The 26,425-nt window shown below is 68.0% G+C and carries 19 protein-coding genes, 1 tRNA gene and 2 pseudogenes; 7 read left to right on the forward strand and 15 right to left on the reverse strand.

Annotated features, from left to right (window positions below; translation table 11 throughout):
• The 3 genes and pseudogenes from RUTHE_RS03430 to RUTHE_RS03440 all read right to left on the reverse strand — a co-directional run.
• On the reverse strand, positions 1–641 hold a 641-nt coding region (locus RUTHE_RS03430), incomplete at its 3' end, for a Fe2+-dependent dioxygenase (RefSeq protein WP_021096877.1).
• 6 nt (positions 642–647) lie between these two features.
• The gene (locus RUTHE_RS03435) at positions 648–1,367 is read right to left on the reverse strand and encodes a hypothetical protein (RefSeq protein WP_021096878.1); all 720 of its coding nucleotides are present in this window, start codon (positions 1,365–1,367) and stop codon (positions 648–650) included.
• Positions 1,368–1,589: 222 nt separating this feature from the next.
• Positions 1,590–3,780, reverse strand: a pseudogene (locus RUTHE_RS03440) (esterase-like activity of phytase family protein).
• Between the two features lie 136 nt (positions 3,781–3,916).
• On the opposite strand from RUTHE_RS03440, the gene lepA reads away from it, so the two are divergent.
• Positions 3,917–5,716: a translation elongation factor 4 gene (gene lepA / locus RUTHE_RS03445; protein WP_021096881.1), complete on the forward strand. Its 1,800-nt coding sequence runs from the start codon at positions 3,917–3,919 to the stop codon at positions 5,714–5,716.
• A 621-nt stretch (positions 5,717–6,337) separates the two neighbouring features.
• Here the strand turns inward: lepA and RUTHE_RS03455 are convergent.
• The 8 genes from RUTHE_RS03455 to RUTHE_RS03490 all read right to left on the reverse strand — a co-directional run bounded on the left by RUTHE_RS03455 (position 6,338) and on the right by RUTHE_RS03490 (position 15,765).
• Positions 6,338–9,643: an efflux RND transporter permease subunit gene (locus RUTHE_RS03455; protein ID WP_021096883.1), complete on the reverse strand. Its 3,306-nt coding sequence runs from the start codon at positions 9,641–9,643 to the stop codon at positions 6,338–6,340.
• A 5-nt stretch (positions 9,644–9,648) separates the two neighbouring features.
• A complete protein-coding gene (locus tag RUTHE_RS03460; protein WP_021096884.1) occupies positions 9,649–10,866 on the reverse strand; it encodes an efflux RND transporter periplasmic adaptor subunit in 1,218 nt (405 codons plus the stop codon).
• 1 nt (position 10,867) lies between these two features.
• The gene (locus RUTHE_RS03465) at positions 10,868–11,482 is read right to left on the reverse strand and encodes a TetR/AcrR family transcriptional regulator (RefSeq protein ID WP_021096885.1); all 615 of its coding nucleotides are present in this window, start codon (positions 11,480–11,482) and stop codon (positions 10,868–10,870) included.
• A 141-nt stretch (positions 11,483–11,623) separates the two neighbouring features.
• A complete protein-coding gene (locus tag RUTHE_RS03470) occupies positions 11,624–12,343 on the reverse strand; it encodes a sulfate/molybdate ABC transporter ATP-binding protein (RefSeq protein ID WP_021096886.1) in 720 nt (239 codons plus the stop codon).
• Positions 12,344–12,355: 12 nt separating this feature from the next.
• Positions 12,356–13,246 (reverse strand): sulfate ABC transporter permease subunit CysW, encoded by an 891-nt coding sequence (cysW, locus tag RUTHE_RS03475; RefSeq protein WP_021096887.1) that lies wholly within the window; start codon positions 13,244–13,246, stop codon positions 12,356–12,358.
• A 3-nt stretch (positions 13,247–13,249) separates the two neighbouring features.
• Positions 13,250–14,095 carry a sulfate ABC transporter permease subunit CysT gene (cysT, locus tag RUTHE_RS03480; protein ID WP_021096888.1) on the reverse strand — a complete coding sequence of 282 codons (846 nt, stop codon included), beginning with the start codon at positions 14,093–14,095 and terminating at the stop codon, positions 13,250–13,252.
• Complete coding sequence (locus RUTHE_RS03485) at positions 14,092–15,141, reverse strand: sulfate ABC transporter substrate-binding protein (protein WP_021096889.1); 1,050 nt, start codon at positions 15,139–15,141, stop codon at positions 14,092–14,094. The genes cysT and RUTHE_RS03485 overlap by 4 nt, the downstream gene beginning before the upstream one ends.
• Before the next feature lie 174 nt (positions 15,142–15,315).
• A complete protein-coding gene (locus RUTHE_RS03490) occupies positions 15,316–15,765 on the reverse strand; it encodes an RrF2 family transcriptional regulator (RefSeq protein WP_021096890.1) in 450 nt (149 codons plus the stop codon).
• Positions 15,766–15,915: 150 nt separating this feature from the next.
• On the opposite strand from RUTHE_RS03490, the gene RUTHE_RS03495 reads away from it, so the two are divergent.
• The 4 genes from RUTHE_RS03495 to RUTHE_RS03505 all read left to right on the forward strand — a co-directional run bounded on the left by RUTHE_RS03495 (position 15,916) and on the right by RUTHE_RS03505 (position 17,243).
• Complete coding sequence (locus tag RUTHE_RS03495; RefSeq protein ID WP_021096891.1) at positions 15,916–16,236, forward strand: hypothetical protein; 321 nt, start codon at positions 15,916–15,918, stop codon at positions 16,234–16,236.
• Positions 16,237–16,354: 118 nt separating this feature from the next.
• Positions 16,355–16,795 carry a L,D-transpeptidase family protein gene (locus RUTHE_RS03500; RefSeq protein ID WP_021096892.1) on the forward strand — a complete coding sequence of 147 codons (441 nt, stop codon included), beginning with the start codon at positions 16,355–16,357 and terminating at the stop codon, positions 16,793–16,795.
• A complete protein-coding gene (locus RUTHE_RS18160; RefSeq protein ID WP_342662202.1) occupies positions 16,758–16,895 on the forward strand; it encodes a L,D-transpeptidase family protein in 138 nt (45 codons plus the stop codon). The genes RUTHE_RS03500 and RUTHE_RS18160 overlap by 38 nt, the downstream gene beginning before the upstream one ends.
• 273 nt (positions 16,896–17,168) lie before the next feature.
• Positions 17,169–17,243, forward strand: a tRNA-Phe gene (locus RUTHE_RS03505).
• A 95-nt stretch (positions 17,244–17,338) separates the two neighbouring features.
• Here RUTHE_RS03505 and RUTHE_RS03510 read toward each other — a convergent pair.
• Positions 17,339–17,779, reverse strand: coding sequence for a DUF1489 family protein (locus RUTHE_RS03510; RefSeq protein ID WP_021096893.1), 441 nt, complete (start codon positions 17,777–17,779; stop codon positions 17,339–17,341).
• 207 nt (positions 17,780–17,986) lie between these two features.
• On the opposite strand from RUTHE_RS03510, the pseudogene RUTHE_RS15895 reads away from it, so the two are divergent.
• Positions 17,987–20,171, forward strand: a pseudogene (locus RUTHE_RS15895) (adenosylcobalamin-dependent ribonucleoside-diphosphate reductase).
• A 203-nt stretch (positions 20,172–20,374) separates the two neighbouring features.
• On the opposite strand, the gene gcvP reads toward RUTHE_RS15895, so the two are convergent.
• From gcvP to gcvT, 3 genes are read right to left on the reverse strand one after another with little or no spacing between them, the layout of a single operon-like run.
• On the reverse strand, positions 20,375–23,212 hold the full coding sequence (gcvP, locus tag RUTHE_RS03520) for an aminomethyl-transferring glycine dehydrogenase (RefSeq protein ID WP_021096897.1): 2,838 nt from the start codon (positions 23,210–23,212) through the stop codon (positions 20,375–20,377).
• Positions 23,213–23,236: 24 nt separating this feature from the next.
• Positions 23,237–23,599, reverse strand: coding sequence for a glycine cleavage system protein GcvH (gene gcvH, locus RUTHE_RS03525; RefSeq protein WP_021096898.1), 363 nt, complete (start codon positions 23,597–23,599; stop codon positions 23,237–23,239).
• 8 nt (positions 23,600–23,607) lie between these two features.
• Positions 23,608–24,738, reverse strand: coding sequence for a glycine cleavage system aminomethyltransferase GcvT (gcvT, locus tag RUTHE_RS03530; RefSeq protein WP_021096899.1), 1,131 nt, complete (start codon positions 24,736–24,738; stop codon positions 23,608–23,610).
• Positions 24,739–24,996: 258 nt separating this feature from the next.
• Here gcvT and RUTHE_RS03535 point away from each other — a divergent pair, with 258 nt between their 5' ends.
• Complete coding sequence (locus RUTHE_RS03535; protein WP_021096900.1) at positions 24,997–26,295, forward strand: D-amino acid dehydrogenase; 1,299 nt, start codon at positions 24,997–24,999, stop codon at positions 26,293–26,295.
• Positions 26,296–26,425 lie beyond the last annotated feature (130 nt).

Here is a 26,425-nt window from a genome sequence, read left to right on the forward strand (position 1 = left end):
CACATCCGCGTCAGGTTCGCCCGGATCTTCGCCAGGCGCAGCGCCTGCGCCCCGTCGCCCTCCGCGGCGGCGGCCAGCGCCGCATCGAGATCGAACAGCACCTCGCGCCGGGCCGGGTCGCGCACCCGGCTCGTGACCCAGCCCACCACGGCCAGGCGCACGCCTTCGGTGACCGGCTCCACCCGGTGCAGCGTGTCCGAAGGATAGAGCACCAGCTCTCCCGCCGGCAGGCGGAAGGCGCGGTCCTCGATCCGGTCCTCGATCACCAGCTCGCCGCCGCGATAGCGGTCGGGGTCGGACAGGAACAGCGTGAAGGACAGATCCGTGCGCGCGCCCCCGATGAAGGCCTCGTCCACATGGGTGCCATAGGTCTGCCCCCCCTCATAGCGCGAGACCATCAGCCGCGCGAATCCCTTCGGCCGCGCGGCCGAGACGAAGCCAGCATGGGCCAGCAGTGCGGCCTCGACCTTGCGCAGCACCGCCTCGCGGGCGGGGCCGGGCGTGGCCTGCGCATTGCGCTTGACGGCGCGCGCCATGGCCCCTGCGGTCAGGGTGCCGTCCTCCCAGGGGAGGGCGGCCACCGCTGCCTGCAGCGCGGCCAGTTCATGGGCATCGAACAGGCCGCCGATCACATGGAACATGCGCGCCTACCGCAGCTGCAGCCCGGCCAGCTCGATCCGCGCCGCCGCGCCGAGCAGCACGGCCGCATCGCCCTCGACCGCCCCTTCGGGCACAAGCCCCGGGAAAATCGCATCGGTCGGCGCCAGGGCCTCTTCCATGGCTGCGGCGGCCTCGGGGCTGGTTCCGGCCAGCTTCGCAACCTGATCCTTCGCCACCTGAACAAAGCCCCAGGCATCCTGATATTCGTGCAGATTGGCGACCGCCCCATCGACGATGCCGATGGCATATTCCTCGGCAGCGGTCCGCATCAGGGCCTCGATGGCGCGGGCCTGCTGATAGGGCGTGGCCCCTGCGGCCTGCCGCGCCGCCTCGATCCGCGCCATCACCGCCGATTCGGCCTCGGCGACGGCCGCCGGATCGGCCCTGCCTTCGACCGCCGCCGCCAGAGCCTCCAGCTCGGGCGCAAAGCCCTCCGCCCCGGCGGCCTCCAGCATCGGCACGAGATCGGCATAGATCTCGTCGCCCGGATGCTTCATGTGGGTCACGGCGAGGTTCGACTCTCCGGCTGCATAGAGGGCGGCACCGGCGCGCAGATGCCCCTCCACAAGGCCCAGCGCCGTCAGCAGGGCAACCGCCGCATCGCCCTCTGCCAGGGCGGCCCCTTCGCCGCCTTCGCCCTCGCCGCCACCGGCGGCGGCGCCATGGGCCTGCCCATGGGGTCTGGGCCAGGGCCGGCGCCGCGGCAAGAACCGCCAGACCGCCCGCCAGCATCGTCCGCCGGGGAATCACCACCCGCACCGGCCTGTCCTGTTCGCTGCTCATTGTCGCGTCCAGTTCCTGATTGTTTTTGTCTGGATAATCCGGCGGCCGGCCGGAGTCAAAGTCTTTCTGTCAGGAAAAGGGGGCCTCGGAAAGGTGCGGCGCGGCCCGTCGCCGGACCGCGCCATTTCTCCGGCTGTTCCGGGGCCTCAGCCGTCGCGGGACACGCTCCACAGCATCGTCTCGCCCGAGCTGTCCTGCACGCCGTCATTGTCGGTCAGAAGCCACATCCGGCCTTCGCTGTCGAAGGCCAGCCCTTCGACCTTGTCCAGGACATAGCCGCCTGTCGCCGTCAGGTCCGGCAGCAGGTCGCGCACCACTTCGCGCGGGACGGTCGGCAGATCGCCCCCGAGCGGCGCCGGCACCAGCGCCTCCAGCGGCACGCGCGTCACCAGCTTGGTGCGGGCCATCCCGCCGACATGGTTGTCGCGCTCGATCAGATAGAGGTGGTCCCCCTGCACCGCCATGTCGCCCAGACCGACCCAGCCGCCATCGGTCGGCGCGGCGGTCTGATAGCGCACGGCGCCCCATTCGCCCGTGGCGGGATCATAGGACAGCAGCTTGACATGGTTCTCCGGATCGTCGCGCCAGGGGCGCTGGATCGCGATCCACACCACCCCGTCGATGACGGCCACGCCTTCGGCGCCGAACCGCGTCTCGTGGTCGAGCAGCGCCGGGGGAAAGCCGATCTCCTCGCGGATCGCGCCATCGGCGCCGATGCGGATCAGGCCATGCGGGATCAGGCGATCCGGGCGCCCCTCGGTGACGGCCCAGAACCCGCCCTCGCCATCGGGGGCCAGGCCTTCGAGGTCGAGCTTCTGCGCCGCATCGCCGCCACGGGTGATGCGCAGGGCCGCGGTGATCCGGGCGGGGGTCTGCGTGATGTCGATGGTGAAGATCGTCGGCTGGGCGGCGAACAGGCTGTCGCCCACGGCATAAAGGATCCCCGGCCGTTCCGGGTCCTCGGCCAGGCCCGACAACGCGCCCCAGCCGAGCGGTCCGCCCTCGGGCGCCTCCGTCCCTGCCGAGGTCAGATGGGGATAGGCGGGCGGGCCGTCCTGCATCCGGTAGATCATCACATGCGCCCGCGGGCCGCCATCGGCGCCCAGATCCGCCTCGTTGGCGGTGACCAGAAGGCCGCGTCCGGGGATGCTCACGGCGCCTTCGGGGCTGACGCCCGAGGGCAGGAGCTGCGTCAGCACCGGCGCCGCCGGATCCGTCACGTCATACACGGCCACGACCGATGCCCGCTCCGACAGGACGAACAGCAGCGGCACCCCGTCGAAGACGCCGAAGGCCGCGCCCTCGGGGCTCGTTGCCCTTGGACGAAGAGCGGTGGTCGGGATAATGCCCGATCGCGATGATGGCCTGCTCGAGGGCGGGGCCGCTCTCCCAGACCACGCGGCCATCGCGGTTCCAGATCGTCACCCCGCGCGATCCGCCATCCATGTCGCCCTCGTTGACGGTGGCGAAATGGTCCTCGTCGATCCACTGGATGGCGTCGGGCTCGCGCAGGCGGCCGGGCTGGCTGTCGGTGGCGCGGATCGCTCCGTCGCGCCGCGTGTCGATCCCTTCCAGATCGACCGTTCCGGCGGGGAAATGGGCCAGCACCTCTCCTGTGCGCGAGAGCAGGACGATGTGGTTGTTCTCCTGCAGGGTGACGGCGATCTCGCCCCGGGCGTTGACATGGACGAATTCCGGCTCGGGGTCTTCGGGGGCGATCTCCGCCAGACCCGAGACATCGGCCCGGATGATCCCGTCGCAATCGGGCAGCCCCTCCGCCAGGGGCACGATGCTGACCCATCCGCCGGGCATCTGCCCCACGCGGCCGTCGCCGGCCTCCTCGTCGCGCTCGTTCTCGATGGCCACGGCCAGGAAGGATCCGTCCGGCGCAAGGGCGGTGGAATCGGGCTGTCCGCCCAGGTCGCAGCGCGCCCGTTCCTCCCGACTGTCGAGATCCAGCGCGACGAGATGTCCCGAGGGCTCGGTGAAGCTCGCGGATGTGTTGACGGCGATCATCGCCATCCGCCCGAGGACCGAGACGGCGGTGGGTTCTCCCGCCATCGCGACATGGCCGAGAGGCCGCGGCCGCGCGGGATCGGCAAGATCGATCAGGCCGACCGCGCCCAGCGGGCTGTCGGTATAAACCAGCACCATGCCATCGTCCGAGGCGGCGACGATCTCGGCCGACGATTCCTGCGCAGGGTCCTCGCCCTCGGCCATGTTCGCAACGACCGGAAAGCTTGCGATGCGGTTGAAGGCGCGCCCGGCCTCCTGCGCCAGGGCGCCCGAAGCCGCAAGCGCCAGCGCGGAGACGAGGCCGGCGATCCGACAGGTCATGACTGAATTCTCCCGATGCAGTTCCGCCCTGCCTGCTGACGGCCCCGCGTTACGGGATCATGACGGTTCGGTTGCGGTTGCATGACGCGCTGCGCCTTCCTTGACGCGCGCTCCGCCCGGCCCCATAGCCTGCGCCATGACCGACCTCGCCCGCATCCGCAACTTCTCGATCGTCGCCCATATCGACCACGGGAAGTCCACGCTCGCCGACAGGCTGATCCAGGCCACCGGCACCGTCGCCGACCGCGACATGAAGGAGCAGATTCTCGACTCGATGGACATCGAGCGCGAGCGCGGCATCACCATCAAGGCCAACACCGTCCGGCTCGACTACACGGCCCGCGACGGCCAGGCCTATGTCCTGAACCTGATCGACACCCCCGGCCATGTGGACTTTGCCTATGAGGTGTCGCGCTCCATGCGGGCGGTGGAGGGTTCCCTGCTGGTCGTGGATGCCAGCCAGGGGGTCGAGGCGCAGACCCTCGCCAATGTCTATCAGGCGCTCGATGCCGGGCACGAGATCGTCCCCGTCCTCAACAAGATCGACCTGCCCGCCGCCGAACCGGACCGGGTCAAGGCCCAGATCGAGGACGTGATCGGTCTCGATGCCTCGGATGCGGTGCTGATCTCGGCCAAGTCGGGCCTCGGCATCCCCGATGTGCTCGAGGCGATCGTCACCCGCCTGCCGCCGCCGAAGGGCGACCGCGAGGCCCCGCTCAAGGCGATGCTGGTGGACAGCTGGTATGACGCCTATCTCGGCGTCGTCGTCATGATCCGCGTCATGGACGGGGTGATCCGCAAGGGCGACCGCATCCGCATGATGCAGACCGGTGCCGTCTATGCCGTGGACCGGCTGGCCGTGCTGCGCCCGCAGATGGTGGACTGGCCCGAACTCGGCCCCGGCGAGATCGGCGTCCTCACCGCCTCGATCAAGCAGGTCCGCGATACCCGGGTGGGCGATACCATCACCCATGAGCGCCGCCCGGCGGATGCGCCCCTGCCCGGCTTCAAGCCGGCCCAGCCCGTGGTCTTCTGCGGCCTCTTCCCCGTCGATGCCGCCGATTTCGAGGATCTGCGCGACGCCATCGAGAAGCTCGCCCTCAACGACGCCAGCTTCACCTTCGAGATGGAGACCTCCGCCGCGCTCGGCTTCGGCTTCCGCTGCGGCTTTCTCGGCCTGCTGCATCTGGAGGTGGTGCGCGACCGGCTCGAACGCGAATACGGGCTGGACCTGATCACCACCGCGCCCAGCGTGGTCTACCGCCTGCACATGAAGGACGGCACCGTGCGGGACCTGCACAATCCCGCCGACATGCCGGACCCCACCCATATCGACCATATCGAGGAACCGCGCATCAAGGCGACGATCATGGTCCCGGACGAGTATCTGGGCGATGTGCTCAAGCTCTGCCAGGACCGCCGCGGCATCCAGCTCAACCTGACCTATGCCGGCAGCCGGGCGATGGTCGAATACGACCTGCCGCTGAACGAGGTCGTGTTCGACTTCTACGACCGGCTGAAATCCGTGACCAAGGGTTATGCCAGCTTCGACTATCACATCACCGGCTACCGCGAGGACCGGCTGGTCAAGATGCAGATCCTCGTCAATGGCGAGCCCGTGGACGCGCTGTCGATGATGGTCCATCGTGACCGCGCCGAAACGCGCGGCCGCGCCATGGTGGAAAAGCTCAAGGAGCTGATCCCCCGCCACATGTTCCAGATTCCCATCCAGGCCGCCATCGGCGGCAAGGTCATCGCGCGCGAGACGCTCTCGGCCCTGCGCAAGGACGTGACCGCGAAATGCTATGGCGGCGACGCCACGCGCAAGCGCAAGCTGCTCGAGAAGCAGAAGGCCGGCAAGAAGAGGATGCGCCAGTTCGGCAAGGTGGACATCCCGCAGGAGGCCTTCATCTCCGCCCTGAAGATGGACGGATAGGGACGGACGGACCGGCCCCCCGTGGCCGGCCGCGCGATGCCCGGCCGTGCCGCCGGGGCGCCCGGGCACCCGGATGCCGCCGCAGGGGATCCGGCCGGGGGGCTGGCGGGGGCTGTGTCCCCTGTGCCACGGTGGCCGGCGTGGAGGGCGGCCTTAACCCGGTATTAACCCTTCCTTGCGATTCTCCGCCTGTCCCCCACCAGACGGAGTGTTTCGCCCATGGCCCCCGAACTGGCGCTTCTGCGCCCCGATCTGCTGCCCCCGGCCCGTGCGGCGCTGCTGGCGGCGCTGCGGGACTGGCTCATCGGGCTGAACCCGGATGCGCCAGATATGCGGGATCTGGCGATCGCCGCCCTCCTGCAGGCGGCGCATGTCGCGGCCTCTCCCGTCACGGATGCGGGGCTGGCCGCCTTCTGCGACCACGCCCGCCACGCCTTCATCGGCCGCATGCTGGACGTCAACTGGTTCTTCGCCCCCGAAGGGCCGGTTCATCCCTTCCCACTGCCCCAGGCGCCGCCTCCGCCCCGCCCGAAGGCGCCGCCCGGCGCGCTGCCGCGGATCGTCCGTCCGCGCCTGCCGATGATCCGCCGCCGCCGCGGCGGCGGTCACGCGGGGGTGCCCTCACTCCGCGACATGGAGCCGCGGGCGCGCCGCCTCGGCCTCGATCCGCATCAGCCGCTGCTCGAGGGCCATGCGCTCGGCCCGCTCGGCCGCCAGGGCATGGGCGAGATCGCGCGGATCGGGCAGCGGCTCCTCGGCCTCCCGCGGGCCGACGAAGCGGCCGAAGATGCGGGTCAGAAGCCGCTGCAGGTCGTCCATGATGAGGAAGAAGCTCGGCACGACGACCAGGCTCAGCACCGTGCTCATCAGGATGCCGCCGATGACCGCTGTCGCCATGGGGGCGCGGAAGCTGCCGCCATCGCCCACCCCCAGGGCAGAGGGCAGCATCCCCGCCGACATGGCGATGGAGGTCATGATGATCGGGCGCGCCCGCTTGTGCCCGGCCTCCACCACCGCGTCAAAGCGGCTCATGCCGTCGGCCCGCATCTCGATGGCGAAATCCACCAGAAGGATGGCGTTCTTGGTCACGATTCCCATCAGCATCAGGATGCCGATGAGGACGGGCATCGAGACGGGCGAATTCGTCAGGATCAGTGCCGCGGCCACGCCCCCGATGGCCAGCGGAAGGGAGAAGAGGATCGTGAAGGGCTGGATGACCGAGCGGAACAGGAGGATCAGCACCCCCAGCACCATGAACAGGCCAAGGACCATGGAGTTGAGGAAGCCCGCATTCAGTTCGGCCTGCGCTTCGGCGTCGCCGGATTCGGCGATGCGCACGCCGGGGGGCAGCTCGACCCCCGCCATGATCTCCTCGAAACGGGCGGTGGCGGTACCCAGCGCCACACCGGGGGACAGGGTGGCGCCGATGGTGGCGACACGGTCGCGGTTGAGCCGCTTGACCACCGAGGGTCCTTCGGCGACCGCGATGTCGGCCACGGCCGACAGGGGGACCGTCGCGCCCGTGGCGGTCGGCACGCGCAGGGCGGCCAGCCGCACGAGGTCGTCCCGCGCCGCCTCGGTCAGCCGGACACGAACCGGGATCAGCCGGTCGTCGATCGACAGCTTGGCATTGGCGGCGTCGAAATCGCCGATGGTTGCGACGCGCACCGTCTGGGCGATGGCGGCCGTGGTGACACCCAGGCGGGCGGCATCGTCGGCGCGCGGGGTGATCTGGACCTCGGGCCGGGGCAGGGCGCCTTCGGTGGACACGTCGGTGAAGAGGGGGTCTCCCCGCAGCGCCTCTTCCAGACGGGCCACGGCCAGGTTCAGCGCCTCGGCGTCGTCCGAGAGGATGGAGTAGCTGATGTCGCGTCCGCCGCCGCCGGGGCCGACATTGAGCCGGTAGGCGCGGATGTCCGGGATCGGGGCGATGGCCTGCGAGACGTCCATCTCGATCTCCGACTGGCTTCGGCTGCGTCCCTCCACGGGCTTGTCGGGGATCAGGCTGCCCAGGACGGGGATTCTCTCGGCCAGGTCGTGCAGCTTGCGCGAGAGCGAGGTATCCCGCTCTTCCAGCAGCACCGTGACCGAGGCGCGCCGCACATCGCGATCGCCCGTGGGCGAGGAGCCGCCCAGAACGAAGACATGCTCCACCCCGTCGATGTCCCGCACCGCCTCGAGGATGCGATCGGTGGCGAGGCGCGTGTCCTCGAGCGTCGATCCCGGCGGCAGCTCGACCGAGACGGGAATGCGCCCCGAATCGTCCTCGGGCATGAAGGATCCGGGGATCTGGGCCATGAAGAAGACCGAGACGGCGAGGACCCCGAAGGCCGCCAGCAGCGTCAGGTAGCGCCCCGGCAGGATCCACAGCCGGCCCGTGGCCGTGGCCCGCACCAGGCGCAGGTAGCCGCGCATCAGAAGGCCGTCGCCATGTCCGCCCCGTTCGTCGGCGTCCTTGCTGCGCATGAAGTAGGCCGCCAGCATCGGTGTGATGAGGCGCGCCACCAGCAGCGAGAAGATCACCGCCAGGGCGACGGTCAGACCGAACTGGCGGAAGTACTGGCCGGCGATCCCCGGCATGAAGGAGACGGGGACGAAGACCGCGACGATGGTCGCCGTGGTGGCGATGACGGCCAGGCCGATTTCGTCGGCGGCGTCGATGGCGGCGCGGTAGGGCGTCTTGCCCATGCGGACATGGCGCTGGATGTTCTCGATCTCCACGATCGCATCATCCACGAGGATCCCCGTGGCCAGCGTGATGGCCAGGAAGGAGACGAGGTTGAGCGAGAAGCCCAGCATCTCCATCGCCCAGAAGGTGGGGATGGCGGACAGGGGCAGGGCGATGGCCGCAATGATCGTGGCGCGCCAGTTGCGCAGGAAGGCCAGCACCACGAGCACGGCCAGGATGCCGCCCTCGATCAGCGTGTGGATGGCCGCTTCGTAATTGCCGTAGGTGAAGGAGACCTGATCATCCACCAGGGTGATCGAGACATCGGGATGTTCCGCCCGGATGCGGTCGAGCGTGGCTTCGGTCAGCTCGGCGACCGAGACCTCGGAGGCCCCCTTGGCCTTGTAGACGGAAAAGACGACGACCTCCTGCCCGTCGTAGCGGGCAAAGGACCGGGGTTCCTCGAAACTGTCGGTGACGGTGCCGAGCTGATCGAGCGTGACACGCTGGCCGGAGGGGAGGGCGATGGGCATCGCGGCAAGCCGCTCCGCATCGCCCCTGTCGCCCAGAAGGCGGATTGCCTGTTCCCCTCCGCCGATTTCGCTGCGCCCGGCGCCCTGATTGGCATTGATGGCGCGGATCTGCTGGCTGACCGCGGCGGCCGTGACGCCGTAGGCATCGAGCCGCAGCGGGTCGAGCTCCACCCGGATTTCGCGGTCGGCCCCGCCGTAGCGGTCCACGCGCCCGACGCCGAGCTGCCCCTGCAGCTCTCCGGCGATGGTGTTGTCCACGAACCAGGACAGCTCCTCGACGGTCATGCCGGGGGCCGAGACGGCGAAGGTCATGATCGCCTGACCCTCGACATCGATGCGCGTGACGACGGGGGTCTCGACCTCGGCGGGCAGGTCGCCGAGGATGCGGTCGATGGCATCCTTGACATCCTGCACGGCCTGATCGGTGGGGACTTCCAGACGGAACTCCACCAGGGTCTGGGAGACGCCGTCGCTGACGGTGGAGGTGACGTTCTTGACCCCGGCGATGCCGGCAACCGCATCCTCGATCTGCCGCGTGACCTGCGTTTCCATCTCGGCCGGCGCGGCGCCGGATTGCGAGACGCTCACCGCCACCAGCGGAATGTCGATGGAGGGGAACTGGGTGATGGGCAGGCTGCGGAACGACTGCCAGCCCAGGATCATCAGCAGAAGGAAGAAGAGGATCGGGGCGATCGGGTTGCGGATGGACCAGGCCGAGAAATTCATGATGCCTACTCTCCCTGGTCGGCGGGCTGGTCGGCGGGCTGGTCGGCGGGAACCGGGTTCACCCGGTCGCCATCGCGCACGAAGGCTCCGGCCTTGGCAACCACGCGATCGCCGGCCGCCAGCCCTTCGAGGATGCCGATGAGGGCGCCATCCCGGATGCCGGTGCGCACGGCCACACGTTCCACCGTTCCGTCAGGACCCACACGCATCACGCTTGTCCCGCCGTCGGGTTCCGATCCGATCGCTGTCACCGGCACGGCAAGCTGCTCCTCTTCGGCCACGAGAATCTCGGCCATCAGGGCCATGCCCCTGACGGCCCTGGCCTCGGCGGGGATGTCGATCCGGGCCAGCCCCAGGCGCGACTGGCGGTCGATCACCGGCTCCACCAGCCGCACCCGCCCCTCGACGGGATCGGACCAGGCCATTCCCGTCAGCCGGACAGTCTGGCCGGGTTGCACGCGGAGAAGATCGCCTTCCGCCAGTTCGGCCCGCAGCTCCATCGCCCCGTCGCGGATGATGGTGAACATCGCCGGTCCCGCGGCGCTGGCAATGGCCCCGATCTGCGCGTTCCTCTCCACCACAACGCCCGCCACCGGTGCCTTCACCTCGGTGCGCGAGAGCTGGAGCTCGGCATGGGCGATCTGCGCCTCCACGAGGGCGAGCTGCGCCCGCGCCGCCTCCACTCCCTGCCGGGCAACATCCACCGCGGCCCTTGCGGCTTCGGCGGCGGCGGTCGTCTGGTCGGCCTGCGCGCGCGGCACCGTGCCGTCGGCGGCCAGCCTTGCGTTGCGTGCGGCCACGCGCTCGGCCTCCTCGGCATTGGCGGTGGCCTGCGTCAGGGTCGCTTCGGCCTGCGCGATCTGGGCCTCCACCGCGGCACGGTTCGCCGCCAGCTGCGACAGCTGCAGCTCGAGCGTGGCCGGGGACAGCCGGGCCAGCACCTGTCCGGCCTCGACCCGCTCGCCGACATCGGCCAGCAGCGCATCGATCGCCTGTCCTTCGACAAGCGGCTGGACCTGCACCTCCTCCACCGCATCCACAAGGCCCGAGGCCATGATCCGGTCGCGCAGCAGGGCGGGGCGTACCTCGACCACGCTGATCGCGGGCAGGGACAGGGTCTGTCCTTCGGCCGAGGCGGGGATCGCCTCGGGCTGGGCTGTTGCCGCCAGGGGAGCGCACAGCGCCGCCACGGCCAGCAGGATGCGAAGGGGGAATGAAGTCATGTCACGGGCTTCCGGTTCCGGCCAATGCCTCGTCGAGCAGCCGGTCGATTGTGCGCAGGATGAGCGCATTCAGATCATCGGAGAGAGACTGTCCGGCCGGCCGTTCGAGAGAGGCCCCCCGGATCAGGATGAAGATGACGCGGGCATGAGCATCGAAGCGCCGGGCTGCCTCCTCCTCGGGCAGACCGCTGACAAGGGCGAGGACCCGCAGGATCCGTCGGAGGATTCCCTCCTCCACCTGCCGGAGAAGGGCAGCGATGTCGGGCTTGCGGGCGGCGGCGGCGATGATCTCGGCCCAGAGGGTGGGGGACTTCTCACAGGCCGCGGCCAGCCGCTGGGCCAGCGCCGCCTTCAGGGCGCCGAGCGGATCGGGAGAGGAGGCGATGGCGCGGAAGGCCCCCTCCACCTCGGCCAGATCGCGCGCGATCAGGGCCTCCACAAGGGCGGCCTTGGAGGGAAAGTAGCGGTAGAAATTTCCCGCGCTCATGCCGGCCGCGCGCGCCAGATCCTGCATCGAGGCGCCGTCGAAGCCCTTTTCCATGAAGGCATGCCGCGCCAAGCCGAGAATCATCTCGGCACGGTCGCTCTGGATGCCTTCGGCGGCGGCAGATGGCATGAATGTCCCTTCCGGGAATCAGGGGTGAATGAACGTTCATTCACATGTGCCTGCCGCCGGGAAAAGTCCAGAGGGATCGGAAGGGATTCCCGGTCTGCCGCATTCGCCGTGCGGCGGCGGGCTCGCGGCTCAGGCGGTGGCTCAGGCGGTCAGGAACTCCTGCACGAAGGCCGTCCGCGGGCGCGCTCGGATCTCGGCCGGCTTGCCGACCTGCTCGATCCGGCCCATCGACATGACCACGACAAGGTCGGCCAGCTCCATCGCCTCGTCCTGATCATGGGTGACGAAGACGGTGGTGAGGCCGGTGCTGTCGTGGATATGGCGCAAGCCCTGACGCAGCTCCCTGCGGACCTTGGCATCGAGGGCACCGAACGGCTCGTCGAGCAGGAGCATCCGCGGCTCGATGGCCAGCGCCCGGGCCAGGGCGACGCGTTGGCGCTGGCCTCCCGAAAGCTGGGAGGGGTAGCGTCCGCCGATCCCGGGAAGCTGGATCAGGTCGAGAAGCCGGTTCACGCGCCGTGCGATCTCGGCCTGCGGGGGTCGGATGGCGCGGGGACGGGCCCGCAGCCCGTAGGCGATGTTCTCGAAGACCGTCATGTGGCGGAACAGCGCGTAATGCTGGAATACGAAGCCCGCCCGGCGGTCCTGCACCCGCATTCCGGTGGTATCGACACCGTCGAACAGCACGCGCCCCTGAGTCGCCTCCTCCAGACCGCCGAGGATGCGCAGCAGCGTCGTCTTGCCCGAACCCGAAGGGCCGAGCAGAGCGACCAGCGCGCCGGACGGGATCGACAGCGAGACGGGATGAAGCGCGACGGTCCGGCCGAAGGTCTTGGCGATCCCGTCGATCTCGATATGCATGGCGGTGGTCTCCTAATGCCGCGCCGTGGCGGCCAGCTGATCCGCATGGCGCCATTCCAGCGCCGTCTTGAGCCCGAGCGTGACGAGCGCCAGCATCGCCAGCAGCGCCGCCATCGAGAAGGCCGCGACCGAGAGGTATTCGTTGTAGAGCATCTCGATCATGATCGGCATGGTGGCGGTCTGGCCGCGGATCTTGCCCGAGACGACGGCAACCGCCCCGAACTCGCCCATGGCGCGGGCGTTGCTCAGCAGTACGCCGTAGAGCAACGCCCAGCGGATCTTGGGCAGCGTCACGGTCAGGAACATCCGCCAGCCGGACGCACCGAGGGTCAGCGCGGCTTCCTCCTCGGCCTTGCCCTGCTCGGTCATCAGCGGCACGAGCTCGCGGGCGACGAAGGGAAAGGTGATGAACATCGTGGCCAGCACGATGCCCGGCACCGCGAAGACGACGGGAAACCCATGGGCCACGAGCCAGCCGCCCAGGGCGGAATGGGCCCCGAAGAGCAGGACCACGCACAGACCCGCCACGACCGGCGAGACGGAGAAGGGCAGATCGATCAGCGTCAGGAGCAGCGCCTTGCCGCGCCAGTGATATTTGGTGATGAGCCAGGCTGCGGCGATGCCGAAGACCGCATTGAGCGGCACCGCGATCGCGGCGACGGTCAGGGTCAGGCGAATCGCGGCGCGTGCATCGTGTTCGCCCAGCGAGGCGAGGGCGACGCGCCAGCCCTGCCCGAGCGCCTCCGCCAGCACCGCGGCGAGCGGCGCAAGGAGCAGCACGGCCAGCACGGCCAGGACGATCGCGGTCAGCAGGATCCGGACCCAGCGCGGCTCCTCGGTCGGGCCGGTGCGGGCGCGGAAGCGGGGCGGCGTCCAGAGAAGATGCGGGCTTGCGACGGTCATCGGTCAGGCCTCCGCGGTCATGCGCCGGCTCCAGACCTGGATCAGATTGATCAGCAGGAGGAGCGCAAAGGAAATGGCCAGCATGGCCATGGCGATGGCTACGGCCCCGTCGTAATCGAATTCCTCGAGCCGGATGACGATGAGAAGGGGGGCGATCTCGGTCACGCCGGGCAGATTGCCCGCGATGAAGATGACCGATCCGTATTCCCCCACGGCGCGGGCAAGGGCGAGGGCAAAGCCGGTCAGCAGGGCCGGCAGGAGCATGGGCAGGACCACCCGGCGGAGGGTGGTGAGGCGGCTGGCCCCCAATGTGGCCGAAACCTCCTCGATCTCCGTCTCGATCTCCTGGATCACGGGCTGGACCGTGCGCACGACGAAGGGCAGCCCGACGAAGACGAGGGCGATCCAGATCCCGATCTCGGTATAGGCGACGCGCAGGCCGAACCACTGCAGCAGCGGCGCGCCAAGGGCGCCATTGGGGGCATAGAGGGCCGTCAGGGCGATGCCGGCGACGGCGGTGGGAAGGGCAAAGGGCAGGTCCACGGCGGCATCGATCAGCCGCCGGCCTGGAAAGCGGTAGCGCACCAGCACCCAGGCGAGGGCAAGGCCGAAGACGAGGTTGAACAGGGCCGCCACGAGCGCGGCGCGGAACGACAGCAGCAGGGCCGCCGTCGTCCGCGGGCGGGCGATCATCGCCCACAGATCCGCCGGCCCCACCTGCGCCGCCCGTAGCAGGAGCGCACCGATCGGCAGCAGGACCACGAGGCTGAGCATCGACAGCGTGATGCCAGCGGCCAGTCCCCATCCCGGAAGGGGAGAGGACGGGCGCAGGGCGCGGAGGGGGTTCATTGTTCCCCCGTGTAGATCTGGTCGAACACGCCCCCGTCGGCGAAATGCTCCGCCTGGGCGGCGCGCCAGCCGCCGAAATCCTCGATGGTCACGAGGTCGAGAGGGGGCAGGCGTTCCACATCCTCTGGCGCGGCCAGCGAGCTGTCCCAGCCACGGTAGAAATGATGGAAGATCAGCGCCTGGGCCTCCGGGGTATAGAGGAAGTCGAGATAGGCCTGGGCCAGCGCCCGCTCCTCCTCGGAGGCGAGGTTGCCATCGACCAGGCTCACGGGTGGCTCGGCCAGGATGGAAAGCGAGGGCACCACGATGTCGAACTGGTCTTCGCCCAGCTCCCGGAGAGCCAGATGAGCCTCGTTTTCCCAGGCGAGCAGCACATCCCCGATGCCACGTTGCGCGAAGGTGGTCGTCGCACCGCGCGCACCGGAATCGAGGACGGGCACATGGCGGTAGAGTTCGGCGACGAATTCGCGCGGGTCCCGGCCATTGGCCTTGGCCCAGGCCCATGCGGCAAGATAGTTCCAGCGCGCGCCGCCCGATGTCTTGGGGTTCGGCGTGATGACCTGCACCCCGTCGGCCAGCAGGTCGTCCCAGTCCTCGATCCCCTTCGGATTACCCTCACGCACAAGGAACACGATGGTGGACGTGTAGGGAGAGGAATTGTGGGGCAGGCGGGATTGCCAGTCCTCGGGGATGAGGTCGGTCTTCTCGGCGATGGCGTCGATGTCTCCGGCCAGGGCGAGCGTGACCACATCCGCGCCCAGTCCGTCGATGACCGCCCGCGCCTGCGAACCGGATCCGCCATGGCTCATCTCGATCGTGACGGGCTCATGGCCCTGCGCCTCCCACCAGGCTGCGAAGGCCGCATTGATGTCGCGGTAGAGTTCGCGCGTGGGATCATAGGAAACGTTCAGCAGCGTCTGCTGCGCCGTGGCCATGTCGGCCACTCCCAGGGCCGCAGTCAGCGCAGCGGGCAGGAGCCGGGCGATGCCGGCAGCCCTGTCCATGCGGAACAGGGGCAGTGCGGTGGTGACGATGCGATGCGGCATCGGATGTCTCCCTGCAAGCCGACCGGAGCGCCGGTCGGGGGTGGCGCAAATATCGACCTTGTTGGTCGAGTATTGCAAGCAAAAAATCTCGTCATGAATTGTCGAGATTTTCTGCCTGCGTGTTCCGGCCATGGCAGGGAGGGTCATGCCTGAACACGGGTGGCCCGGGCGGCGTCAGGCCGCAAAGATCCGGTCTGCCGATCCGTCCGCCCGCATCAGATCCGCCAGTGTGAGCGATTCGATCAGCAGCAGATAGCTCCAGAAGACTTCGGAAAAGACCTTGCGGATGCGGCAGCTTGCCTCGTCGGCGCAATCCTCGCACCGCGCGTAGGAGCGCCGGGACAGGCAGGGCAGGGGGGCCATCGGGCCATCGATCAGCCGCAGAAGCTCGGAGAGGGAGACCGTCTCGGGGGCCTGGGCCATGACATAGCCGCCCGCCCGCCCGCGGATCGAGGCGATGATGCCGGCATTGCGGATTTCCAGAAGGATATGCTCGAGGAAGCGCTTTGGTGCGCCCGATCGGCGGGCGATTTCCTCGATTCGCAGGGCCCGGCCCCCGCCCGCCTGCTCGTCGGCAAGCGCCAGAAGCGCCTTGAGGGCATATTTCATCTTCTGACTGATCATGAGGGGGCCCCTAACGGAACCGCAGGAACCTCGCAATCCGGCCGATTCGTGCCGATCACGTCCAGGGGGGATAATGCTTGCCGTTGCGCCCCTCATGCCCCAGATGCAAGGAGGCGCGCCGTCGGGGCGTGTCGCCGGAGCAGGGACAAGATGGGCCAGGCCAAAGCCAACCGCGACAAGAGGCGCCTTCTGCGCCAGTTCGCCGCCATCGAGCGCCTTGCGCCGGCAACTCGTGGGCCCCTGCGCCCGCTGCTGGATCCGCGTTGGGTCCTGATCCGTGTCCCGGTGGCCATCCTGCTGATCATCGGGGGGCTTTTGTCCTTCCTGCCCTTCCTCGGTGTCTGGATGCTGCCGCTCGGGATGCTGCTTCTGGCCGTCGACATCCCCGCCTTGCGGCCTGTAACCAATGTCCTGATGATCCGGGGACGGCGCTGGATCTCCAGCCGTCTGAGACGGTTTCGCCACCGCTGAAGGGGGAGTGGCCGCGCGGCCATGACCGGCAGGAAGAATGCCTCATCCCCCTCGCGACTCCTGAAGTCTGCTGCTAACCCTGAAGGCGAACGGCGCAAGACCGGACGGGCAGGTGGCAATGATATCGAGACGGACGCTCCTCGCGGGCGGGGCGGTGCTGACGGCGCTGTCGGGCTGCGGTTCCTTCAGGACCAAGGCGCCCCACCACCCCGGCGAATCCGCTCCCGATGACAATGCGACCGGGTCCGTATCGGCTCTTCTCGTGATGAAGGCGCGCCGCCGTCTCTATCTGCTGGACGGGCAGAAGGTCATTCGCGAGTTCCACATCGCCCTGGGCAGCGATCCCGTCGGCCACAAGGAGCGGGAAGGGGACGGGCGCACTCCCGAAGGCGTCTATTACATCGACCGGCGCAATCCCCGTTCACGCTATCATCTGGCGCTGGGGATCTCCTATCCGAACGCAGCCGACATTGCGCGGGCCAAGGAATTGGGCGTCGATCCGGGTGGCGACATCTTCATCCATGGTCAGCCCGCCTTTGTCCCTCCGGGGCACGGATAGCCGGGACTGGACAGCCGGCTGCATCGCCGTCTCGAATCGCGAGATCGAGGAGATCTGGGATCTGGTGCCGAATGGCGTGCCCGTAACGATTCGCCCCTGAGACCGCTCGTTGCGGAAAAGGGCGTCCGAGCGACCCGGCTCGCAGCCGGGGCCGAAGCGCGCATGCCTTGCCGAGCTGTCCCGCTGTCCCGGCTCAGGGCCCGAGCCGCGCTTCGCGAGGGCGGATGGGGCGCATCGGCCTGTGTCGATCTTCAGGGCTGTTGCACCGCGATGGCAATCGGGCCTGACAGAGCCCCGACCCCTCTGGACACTCCCGGGCCCCTCCCGTAGAAGGCCCGCACCCGATGCGGAGGCGCTGTCCTCCCATCCCCGTGCCCGGGTAGCTCAGGGGTAGAGCAGTCGACTGAAAATCGACGTGTCGGTGGTTCAAATCCGCCCCCGGGCACCATTGGTTCCCCAAATGTTTGCCCGAACCGCTGCCGCTCTCATGCGGCTGATGCCCTCCGTCAGAAAACGCGACCACGGCGCGGCGCGGCAGAATCATCAGACCTTGCCGGTCCAGACCACACCCAGTTCCGCAAGGCCGGCGGCCAGCTGCGGCGGAAGGTCTTCCTCGCCGGCATCCCACGACCCCAGATCCGGGGGTGCCTCTTCGGCGGGCAGATAGCGCCAGCCCTGAAAGGGTCGGCGGGGCGTCGGCCGGACACGGATCAGATCGGGGTCGAGCACGAGCGCACAGCGAAGACTGTCGTCCGGCGCACGCATCTCCTCCAGCCTCAGCAGCCTCTGCCGGCACAGGATCATGCCGCGGATGACCCAGTAGACCGAACCCCCCTCCAGCAGCTCGGCCTCACGCTTGGGCCACATCCGGGTGATGTGGCGGGGCAGGCCGTCCGGCCCGCGCCCCGGGCCCTTCTGCCATCGGGCAAGGTCGCCGACATCTTCCGTTCCCACCGAGAGCTTGATGAGGTGAAGCCCGCTCATACGCTGCCCCCCGGTCCGACCGACTGCCATCGGCCTTCATGCGCCGGCCTCGGCGGATGGGCAAGGGACCCCCCATCCCGTTGACCGGCCCGTGACCCCACCCTAGCCTCGGGATCCCGGTCCCGGAGGCAATCATGGCTACCGACCAGTCCCCCCCTGCGCCTTGCCAGCCCGTTCGACACTTTCATCGCCGAACAGGTCTGGGACATGAAGTATCGCCTCAAGGCGCCTGACGGGACGCCGCTCGAACGGACGATCCGGGACAGTTGGTCGCGCGTCGCGCACGCGCTGGCTTCGGTCGAGGCGGATCCCTCCCTCTGGGAGCCGCGCTTCCTTGCCGCGCTGGAGGATTTCCGCTTCCTCCCCGCCGGGCGCATCCTGGCCGGCGCCGGAACAGGGCGCTCGGTCACGCTGTTCAACTGCTTCGTGATGGGCACCATCGAGGATTCGATGGCCGGCATCTTCGACGCGCTGAAGGAGGCCGCACTCACGATGCAGGCCGGCGGCGGCATCGGCTACGACTTCTCGACCATCCGGCCCAGGGGAGCGCCCGTGCGCGGGATCGGCGCCGAGGCTTCGGGCCCGCTGTCCTTCATGGATGTGTGGGATGCGATGTGCCGCACCATCATGTCCGCCGGCAGCCGCCGCGGGGCCATGATGGGCACGCTCCGCTGCGACCATCCGGACATCGAGGCCTTCATCGACGCCAAGCGCGACCCGAACCGCCTGCGGATGTTCAACCTGTCCGTGCTGGTCACGGATGGCTTCATGGCCGCCGTGGAGGCCGATGCCCCCTGGGACCTGACCTTCGATGGCGTGGTGTTCCGCACCCTGCCAGCCCGTGCCCTCTGGGACCGGATCATGCGGGCGACCTATGACATGGCCGAACCGGGGGTGATCTTCATCGACCGGATCAATGCCCGCAACAACCTGCGCTACTGCGAATCCATTTCGGCGACCAACCCCTGTGGCGAGCAGCCCCTGCCGCCCTATGGGGCCTGTCTCCTAGGCTCGGTCAACCTCGCGCGGCTGGTGCGCGATCCGTTCGGCCCGGAGGCGGGAATCAACCCTCAAGAGCTGGAGGATCTGGTCTCGGTCGCCGTGCGCATGCTGGACAATGTGGTGGACCTGTCCCGCTTTCCGCTGCCCCAGCAGGCGGCCGAAGCGCAGGCCAAGCGACGCATCGGCCTGGGGGTTACGGGGCTCGCGGATGCGCTGATGATGCTGGGGCTGCGCTATGGCAGCGAGGAGGCCGCCGCATGGACCCGGGACCTCCTGCGCCGCATCGCGCATGCGGCCTATCTCGCCTCGGCCCGTCTGGCGAAGGAGAAAGGCGCGTTCCCGCTCTTCGATCGCGATGCCTTTCTGCAGACGGACATGATGCAGCGCATGGACGATGCCGTGCGCAAGGCCGTCGCAGCGCACGGGATCCGCAATGCGCTGCTGACATCGATCGCACCGACCGGGACGATCTCTCTTCTGGCCGGGAACGTCTCATCGGGGATCGAGCCGGTCTTTGCTCATTCCCATATCCGCAAGGTCCTGCAACCGGATGGCACGCGACGCGAGGAGGAGGTCACGGATTATGCCGTGCGTCTCTGGCGGCGCCTCCATGGCGATGCGCCCTTGCCCGTCTGGGCGGTGACGGCGCAGGATCTGGATCCGCTCGATCACGTGCGGATGCAGGCGGCGGCACAGGAATGGGTGGACAGCTCCATCTCCAAGACGATCAATGTCCCGGCCGATCTGCCCTTCGACCGCTTTCGCGATGTCTATGCCGAGGCCTACCGGCAGGGTTGCAAGGGCTGCACGACCTACCGCCCGAATGCGGTGACAGGCCATGTCCTGGCCGTGAAGCGCGAGGAGCCCGAGGCTGCCCTGCCGGCCGCTCCGGCCGCGCCCCTTGATCGCCCCGAAGCCCTGGACGGAACGACCTACAAGCTGAAATGGCCGGGTTCCGAACATGCGCTCTACATCACCGTGAACGATGTGGTCCTGGACGGCCGGCGCCGCCCCTTCGAGGTGTTCATCAATTCCAAGAACATGGAGCATTATGCTTGGATCGTTGCGCTGACCCGCATGATCTCGGCCGTGTTCCGCCGGGGGGGAGAGGTGGCCTTCGTCGTCGAGGAGCTGAAGGCCGTGTTCGATCCGCGCGGCGGCGCCTGGATGGAGGGGCGCTATGTCCCCTCGATCCTCGCCGCGATCGGGGGGGTTATCGAGCGGCATATGCAGCAGATCGGCTTTCTGGACATGCAGAAGGACAGTGCCGCCTCCCGGGGGATCGGAGCGCCCCGGCGGGCAGGGTTGTCCGGCCTGCGGCAGCCCCGGAATGCGGGTTCAGGAAGGTTGCCTCATCTGCGAGACCTGCGGCTTCTCCCACTGCGGATGACCGGATCCCGCTCGAGGGGCGGCCGGCCTGCCGAGGGCGGTGAGCACCCGCACGCCTGGGGGGAGATTGCCGCAGTCCCGAGTTCGCGGGGCCGGGAAACCGGTGACATCGCTTCGTCTCGGGAGAGGAAGCAGGACCGCGTCAACGACCGCATGGAGCACAACGAGCGCGCCGCGGGCGGGACTGAACCCGCCCGCCGCGGGTCATTCGGCGGCTTGGGCGTAATCCTCGACCGGCGGACAGATGCAGACCAGATTCCGGTCGCCATAGGCATTGTCCACGCGCCCGACAGGCGGCCAATACTTGTCCACCCGGAACGCCCCAGGCGGGAAGCACCCCTGTTCACGGCTGTAGGGACGATCCCAGTCGGCCACGAGATCCTGGACAGTATGCGGCGCGCGGCGGAGGGGAGACTCCTCGACCCGCCAGTCGCCGCGTTCCACGGCGGCAATCTCCTCGCGGATGCCGAGCATCGCGGCGATGAACCGGTCGATCTCGGCCTTGGGTTCGGATTCGGTCGGTTCCACCATCAGCGTTCCGGCCACAGGCCAGGACATGGTGGGGGCGTGGAATCCGTTGTCGATAAGCCGTTTGGCGATGTCTTCTACCGTAATGCCGTGGGCGGCGAAGGGCCGGGTGTCGAGGATGCATTCATGCGCGACCCGTCCGCGATTGCCGGCGAACAGGATGGGATAGGCATCCTTCAGGCGCGCCGCGACATAATTGGCGCTCAGGATGGCGACCTTTGTCGCCTGGGTCAGCCCGGCCCCACCCATGAGAAGGCAATATGCCCATGAAATCAGGAGGATCGATGCCGATCCGAAGGGCGCAGCCGAAACTGCGCCGGCCTGACCGCTTCGGGGATCGGTCGGCAGATAGGGCGCCAGATGGGCCTTGACCCCGATCGGGCCCATCCCGGGCCCGCCGCCACCATGGGGAATGGCAAAGGTCTTGTGGAGGTTCAGATGCGAGACATCGGCCCCGACAAGCCCCGGTTTCACAAGGCCCACCAGGGCATTCATGTTCGCGCCATCCAGATAGACCTGCCCGCCATGGGCATGGGTGATGTCGCAGACCTCGCGCAGCGTGTCCTCGAAAACCCCATGCGTGGACGGATAGGTGATCATGCAGGCGGCGAGACGATCCCCCGCCGCGGCGGCCTTGGCCCGGAAATCCTCCAGGTCCACATCCCCCTGGCTTGTGGATCGGACAACCACAACCTCCATCCCGGCCATCTGGGCCGAGGCGGGATTGGTCCCGTGGGCACTGACCGGGATCAGGCAAATGCGCCGCTGATCATCGCCGCGGGCACGGTGATAGCGCAGGATCGTCAGAAGGCCGGCATACTCTCCCTGCGCGCCCGAATTCGGCTGCATCGAGAAGGCGTCATAGCCGGTGATCTCGCACAGCTTGGCCGAAAGGTCCTCGATCGCCTCGCGATAGCCGGCAGCCTGATCCTCGGGACAGAACGGATGGAGATTGGCGAATTCCGGCCAGGTGAGGGGGATCATCTCGGCCGCGGCATTCAGCTTCATCGTGCAGGATCCCAGGGGGATCATGGCGCGATCCAGGGCAAGATCGCGGTCCGACAGACGACGCATGTAGCGCATCATCTCTGCCTCGGCCCGGTTCATGTGAAAGACCGGATGGGTCAGATAGGATGAGGTGCGCAGGAGATCTTCGGGGATGGCGACATTCCCCCGATGCGGCGGGGCCGCGTCGATTCCAAAGGTGCGAAGCACGCGCAGCAGCACCTGCTCGTCAGTCGTCTCGTCCAGGGAGATCCCGACGCGGTCGGTCCCGATCCGGCGGAGATTCAGTCCCTCGGCGCGCGCAGCGGCCAGAATTCCCGCCTGACCTACCCCGACCTCGACAGTGATCGTGTCGAAGAAATGCGAGGGCGAGACCCGTGCCCCGGCAGCCTGCAGGGCCCGTGCCAGACGCTGCGTATGGATGTGGACGCGCTCGGCGATGGCGCGCAGCCCCTTGGGCCCATGGAACACCGCATACATCGAGGCCATGACCGCAAGCAGGGCCTGGGCGGTGCAGACATTGGACGTCGCCTTCTCGCGGCGGATGTGCTGCTCCCGGGTCTGGAGCGCGAGGCGATAGGCGCGATTTCCCCGCGCATCCACCGAGACGCCGACGATCCGGCCCGGCATGGCCCGCTTCAGCGAATCCCGGCAGGACATGAAGGCGGCATGTGGCCCGCCATAGCCCATGGGAACACCGAAGCGCTGGGCGCTTCCCACGGCAATGTCTGCCCCCATCGCGCCGGGCTCCTTCAGCAGGGTCAGGGCGAGCAGATCCGTCGCGACGATGGCCAGCGCCCCGGCTGCATGCAGGCGATCGATGTCGCCGGTCAGGTCGCGGAGATGGCCGAATGTACCGGGATACTGGAAGATTGCCCCGAAAACCTCTGAAGGAACAAGAGAATCCGGTGGTCCGACAAGAACATGGATGCCCAGGGGCTCGGCCCTTGTGCGGATGACGGCAATTGTCTGGGGATGGCAGTCCTCGGCGACGAAAAAGGCCTTGGCCTTCGATTTGGCGCTGCGCTGCGCCATCGTCATCGCCTCGGCAGCGGCAGTGGCCTCATCGAGGAGCGAGGCATTCGCGACCGGCAGGCCGGTCAGGTCCGACACCATCGTCTGGAAATTGAGAAGCGCCTCGAGGCGGCCCTGGGCGATTTCCGGCTGATAGGGTGTATAGGCCGTGTACCAGGCAGGATTCTCAAGGATGTTCCGCTGGATGGCAGGTGGTGTGACAGTGCCGTAATAGCCTTGTCCGATCAGCGAGATGAGGGGCCGGTTGCGCGCGGCGACGGCGCGCATCCGGGCCAGAAGCTCGCGCTCCGTCAGGGCGGGCCAGGACAGGCTGTCCTTCTGCCGGATCGATGCCGGCACGGTCTCGTCGATCAGGGCATCGAGGGAAGGTGCGCCGACAACCTCGAGCATCTCGGCCATTTCCTCCGGGGACGGGCCGATATGGCGGCGGTTGGCAAAGTCGTCAGGGTCGTAACCGACCGGCTGCCAGGCCATGCTGAGCTCCTCCTGAATGACCGATCAGGCGATCATGTCCTGATATTCATCCTCGTCCATGAACCCGTCGAGGACGGCCAGATCATCCACCCGGATCTTGAAGAACCATCCGGCGCCGAGGGGATCCTCGTTGATCAGGCCGGGATTTTCCGTGAGCTTCTGATTGACCTCGACGATCTCGCCATCCACGGGCGCCAGGATGTCCGATGCGGCCTTGACGCTCTCGATCACGACGACTTCGTCGCCGGCCGCCACCATGGCCTCGACCTCGGGGAGTTCGACGAAGACGATGTCTCCCAGCTCCTTGGCCGCGTGTTCGGTGATCCCCACGACGATGACGTTTTCGCCTTCGGGACGAAGCCATTCGTGGTCTTCGGTGAATTTCATCGGATGCCTCAACGCTTGAAGGAGGGTGGGACGAAGGGAAGGGAACAGACCGTGGCCGGAAGGGTCTTTCCGCGGACCTCTCCTGTCAGGCGCGTTCCGGGCGATGCAAAGGCGATATCGACATAGGCCATGGCGATGGGGGCGCCGAGGGTCGGCCCGAATCCGCCCGATGTCACGCGTCCGATCGGTCCGGCCTCGGCCAGAACCGGGGTGCCCGCGCGCATCGGCTGACGCCCTTCGGGGCGCAGGCCGACCCGGCGGCGCCGGGGACCGATCTCCAGTTGTCGCAGGATCCGGTCCGCCCCCGGAAAGCCGCCGTGACGGGGGCCTCCTGCCCGGCGGGACCGGCCGATGGACCACTCAAGGGCGGCTTCCACCGGGCTGGTGCTGCGGTCGATGTCCTGCCCGTAGAGACAGAGGCCGGCTTCGAGGCGCAGGGAGTCCCTCGCGGCCAGCCCCGCAGGCTTCACCCCAGGCTGGCTCAGAAGGGCCAGGGCGAGGGACTCGGCCGCGGCCAGGGGAACCGAGATCTCGAAGCCATCCTCGCCGGTGTAGCCGGATCGCGAAACCCAGATCTCGCAGTCATGCCAGCGAAAGCTGGCGGCATCCATGAAGCGCATGGCCTCGATGCCGGGCAGCAGTGCAGACAGCGCTGCGGCCGATTGCGGCCCCTGCAGGGCGAACAGGGCACGATCCGTGATCTCCTCGATGTCTGCGCCGGGCAGGGCATCGGACAGATGTGCGATGTCTGCGTTGCGGGTGGCGGCATTGACGACCAGGAAAAGGTGATCGGGGCGGGCCGTGATCATCAGGTCATCGAGGATGCCGCCGGCATCGTCCGTCAGCAGGGCATAGCGCTGCCGCCCTTCCGGGAGCCCGCAGAGATCCGCCGGCGTGAGGCCTTCCATGGCGGCACGGAGACGCTCCATCCCGTGATGGGGCCGCAGGATCACCTGACCCATATGGCTCACATCAAAGAGGCTGGCGGCGGATCGGGTCTGCTCATGTTCGGCGATGACCCCATCGCCATAGTGGAGGGGCATGTCCCAGCCGGCGAAGGGGCCCATCCGCGCACCCAGGCTGCGATGGAGGCCATCGAGAGGCAGATGCCTCAGACCTTGAGTTGCCGTTGCATTCAAGGGCGCCTCCCCAGCCATGACCGGACAAGGGGTATGTCCAGCCAGCGTGCGACGCAAGCGCCCAGGCTTGCGACAAGGGATCCGTTCAGGGCCAAAATGCAGGATATCATCCTGCATGTTTGTTAATTATTAGAATAAAAACTCAGTATAGTCAAGAATAGCAGGATGATCTTGCAAAGTTTCCGATAGGAAACGCATCTTTGCGAGCATCTGCGCACTCCCCTGCGCTATCCCCCGGATGACAGCGGGAGACGGACGATGAAGGTGATTGTTCTGGGGGCCGGCGTGATCGGCGTCACCACGGCGTGGTATCTGCGTCAGGCGGGTCACGATGTGGCGGTTCTCGAACGGCGGGCGGCGCCGGGGCTCGAGACATCCTTCGCCAATGCCGGAGAGGTCAGCCCCGGCTATTCAGCCCCATGGGCGGCGCCCGGCATCCCGCTCAAAGCCTTGCGCTGGATGCTCCAGCGCCATGCCCCCCTGATCCTGCGGCCCGATCTCGACTGGGCGCGCCTCGTCTGGCTGGCCCGGATGCTGATGAACTGCACCTCTGCTGCTTATGCCACCAACAAGGCAAGGATGGTGCGCCTGGCCGAATATTCGCGGCGCGAGCTCGAGGCGCTCCGCGAGGCGACCGCAATCCGTTATGACGAGCGAATGCTCGGAACGCTGCAGGTCTTCCGCAGCGAACGGCAGATGCAGGCGGCACAGAAGGACATTGCCGTCCTGCAGGACAGGGGAGTCCGATTCGAGCTGCTCGATGCCGACGGGTGCGTCCGTGCCGAACCCGGCCTGGCTGACGCAAGGGGCCGGATCGCCGGCGGGCTTCGCCTCCCGGGGGACGAGACCGGGGACTGCTTCAAGTTCACCACAGCCCTTGCAGCACTCTCGCGCGAGGCAGGCGTGTCGTTCCATCACGGCATCACGGTCGAACGCCTCCTTCTGGAACGGGGCCGGATTGTCGGGGTCATCACCGATCATGGACCGCTGCAGGGCGATGCCGTGGTCGTGGCTCTCGGCAGCCATTCCCCTGCCTTGCTGCGGCCTCTGGGTCTGCGTCTGCCGGTCTGTCCGGTGAAGGGTTATTCCCTGACCATTCCGATCCGCGATGCCGCACGGGCCCCCGTCTCGACCGTGATGGACGAGACCTACAAGGTTGCCATCACCCGGCTCGGCGACCGGATCAGGGTCGGGGGGCTGGCGGAAATTGCCGGTTTTGACCTTTCCCTGCCCGAAAGGCGCAAGGCGACCCTGCTGCGATCGCTGACCGATCTCTTCGATGGCGCCGGTGCCGTCGAGGATGCGGATTTCTGGTGCGGTCTCCGGCCGATGACGCCGGATGGAACACCCGTCGTCGGGCCGACGCCGATCCCGGGACTGTGGACCAATACCGGACATGGCACCCTGGGATGGACCATGGCCGCCGGATCGGGTCGGGTCCTGGCCGATCTCATCTCCGGGATCCGTCCCGAGATCGAGACAGCCGATCTCGGTCTGTCGCGCTATCTGCGGCGCGACGGGATCCGGGCAGGGGTGCTGCGACCGATCGAGGCCTGAATGCATGGCCGTGGCGCCTGCATCCTGTCCTTGACAGCGAAGAGAAGGGAGACAGGGCGCGCTGCAATGTGAGGCCCGCTCCCGTGACGCCGGCCACCGGCCAGCGTATGGGTGGGAGGGAAGGATATCA

The sequence above is a fragment of the Rubellimicrobium thermophilum DSM 16684 genome (genome assembly GCF_000442315.1).
Taxonomy (GTDB): Bacteria; Pseudomonadota; Alphaproteobacteria; order Rhodobacterales; family Rhodobacteraceae; genus Rubellimicrobium; species Rubellimicrobium thermophilum.

Excerpts from the sequence above, each read along its gene's own strand:
- lepA (WP_021096881.1), top strand. The coding sequence starts at position 3,917 with ATGACCGACCTCGCCCGCATCCGCAACTTCTCGATCGTCGCCCATATC.
- RUTHE_RS03455 (WP_021096883.1), bottom strand. The coding sequence starts at position 9,643 with ATGAATTTCTCGGCCTGGTCCATCCGCAACCCGATCGCCCCGATCCTC.
- RUTHE_RS03460 (WP_021096884.1), bottom strand. The coding sequence starts at position 10,866 with ATGACTTCATTCCCCCTTCGCATCCTGCTGGCCGTGGCGGCGCTGTGC.
- RUTHE_RS03465 (WP_021096885.1), bottom strand. The coding sequence starts at position 11,482 with ATGCCATCTGCCGCCGCCGAAGGCATCCAGAGCGACCGTGCCGAGATG.
- RUTHE_RS03470 (WP_021096886.1), bottom strand. The coding sequence starts at position 12,343 with ATGCATATCGAGATCGACGGGATCGCCAAGACCTTCGGCCGGACCGTC.
- cysW (WP_021096887.1), bottom strand. The coding sequence starts at position 13,246 with ATGACCGTCGCAAGCCCGCATCTTCTCTGGACGCCGCCCCGCTTCCGC.
- cysT (WP_021096888.1), bottom strand. The coding sequence starts at position 14,095 with ATGAACCCCCTCCGCGCCCTGCGCCCGTCCTCTCCCCTTCCGGGATGG.
- RUTHE_RS03485 (WP_021096889.1), bottom strand. The coding sequence starts at position 15,141 with ATGCCGCATCGCATCGTCACCACCGCACTGCCCCTGTTCCGCATGGAC.
- RUTHE_RS03490 (WP_021096890.1), bottom strand. The coding sequence starts at position 15,765 with ATGATCAGTCAGAAGATGAAATATGCCCTCAAGGCGCTTCTGGCGCTT.
- RUTHE_RS03495 (WP_021096891.1), top strand. The coding sequence starts at position 15,916 with ATGGGCCAGGCCAAAGCCAACCGCGACAAGAGGCGCCTTCTGCGCCAG.
- RUTHE_RS03500 (WP_021096892.1), top strand. The coding sequence starts at position 16,355 with ATGATATCGAGACGGACGCTCCTCGCGGGCGGGGCGGTGCTGACGGCG.
- RUTHE_RS18160 (WP_342662202.1), top strand. The coding sequence starts at position 16,758 with ATGGTCAGCCCGCCTTTGTCCCTCCGGGGCACGGATAGCCGGGACTGG.
- RUTHE_RS03510 (WP_021096893.1), bottom strand. The coding sequence starts at position 17,779 with ATGAGCGGGCTTCACCTCATCAAGCTCTCGGTGGGAACGGAAGATGTC.
- gcvP (WP_021096897.1), bottom strand. The coding sequence starts at position 23,212 with ATGGCCTGGCAGCCGGTCGGTTACGACCCTGACGACTTTGCCAACCGC.
- gcvH (WP_021096898.1), bottom strand. The coding sequence starts at position 23,599 with ATGAAATTCACCGAAGACCACGAATGGCTTCGTCCCGAAGGCGAAAAC.
- RUTHE_RS03535 (WP_021096900.1), top strand. The coding sequence starts at position 24,997 with ATGAAGGTGATTGTTCTGGGGGCCGGCGTGATCGGCGTCACCACGGCG.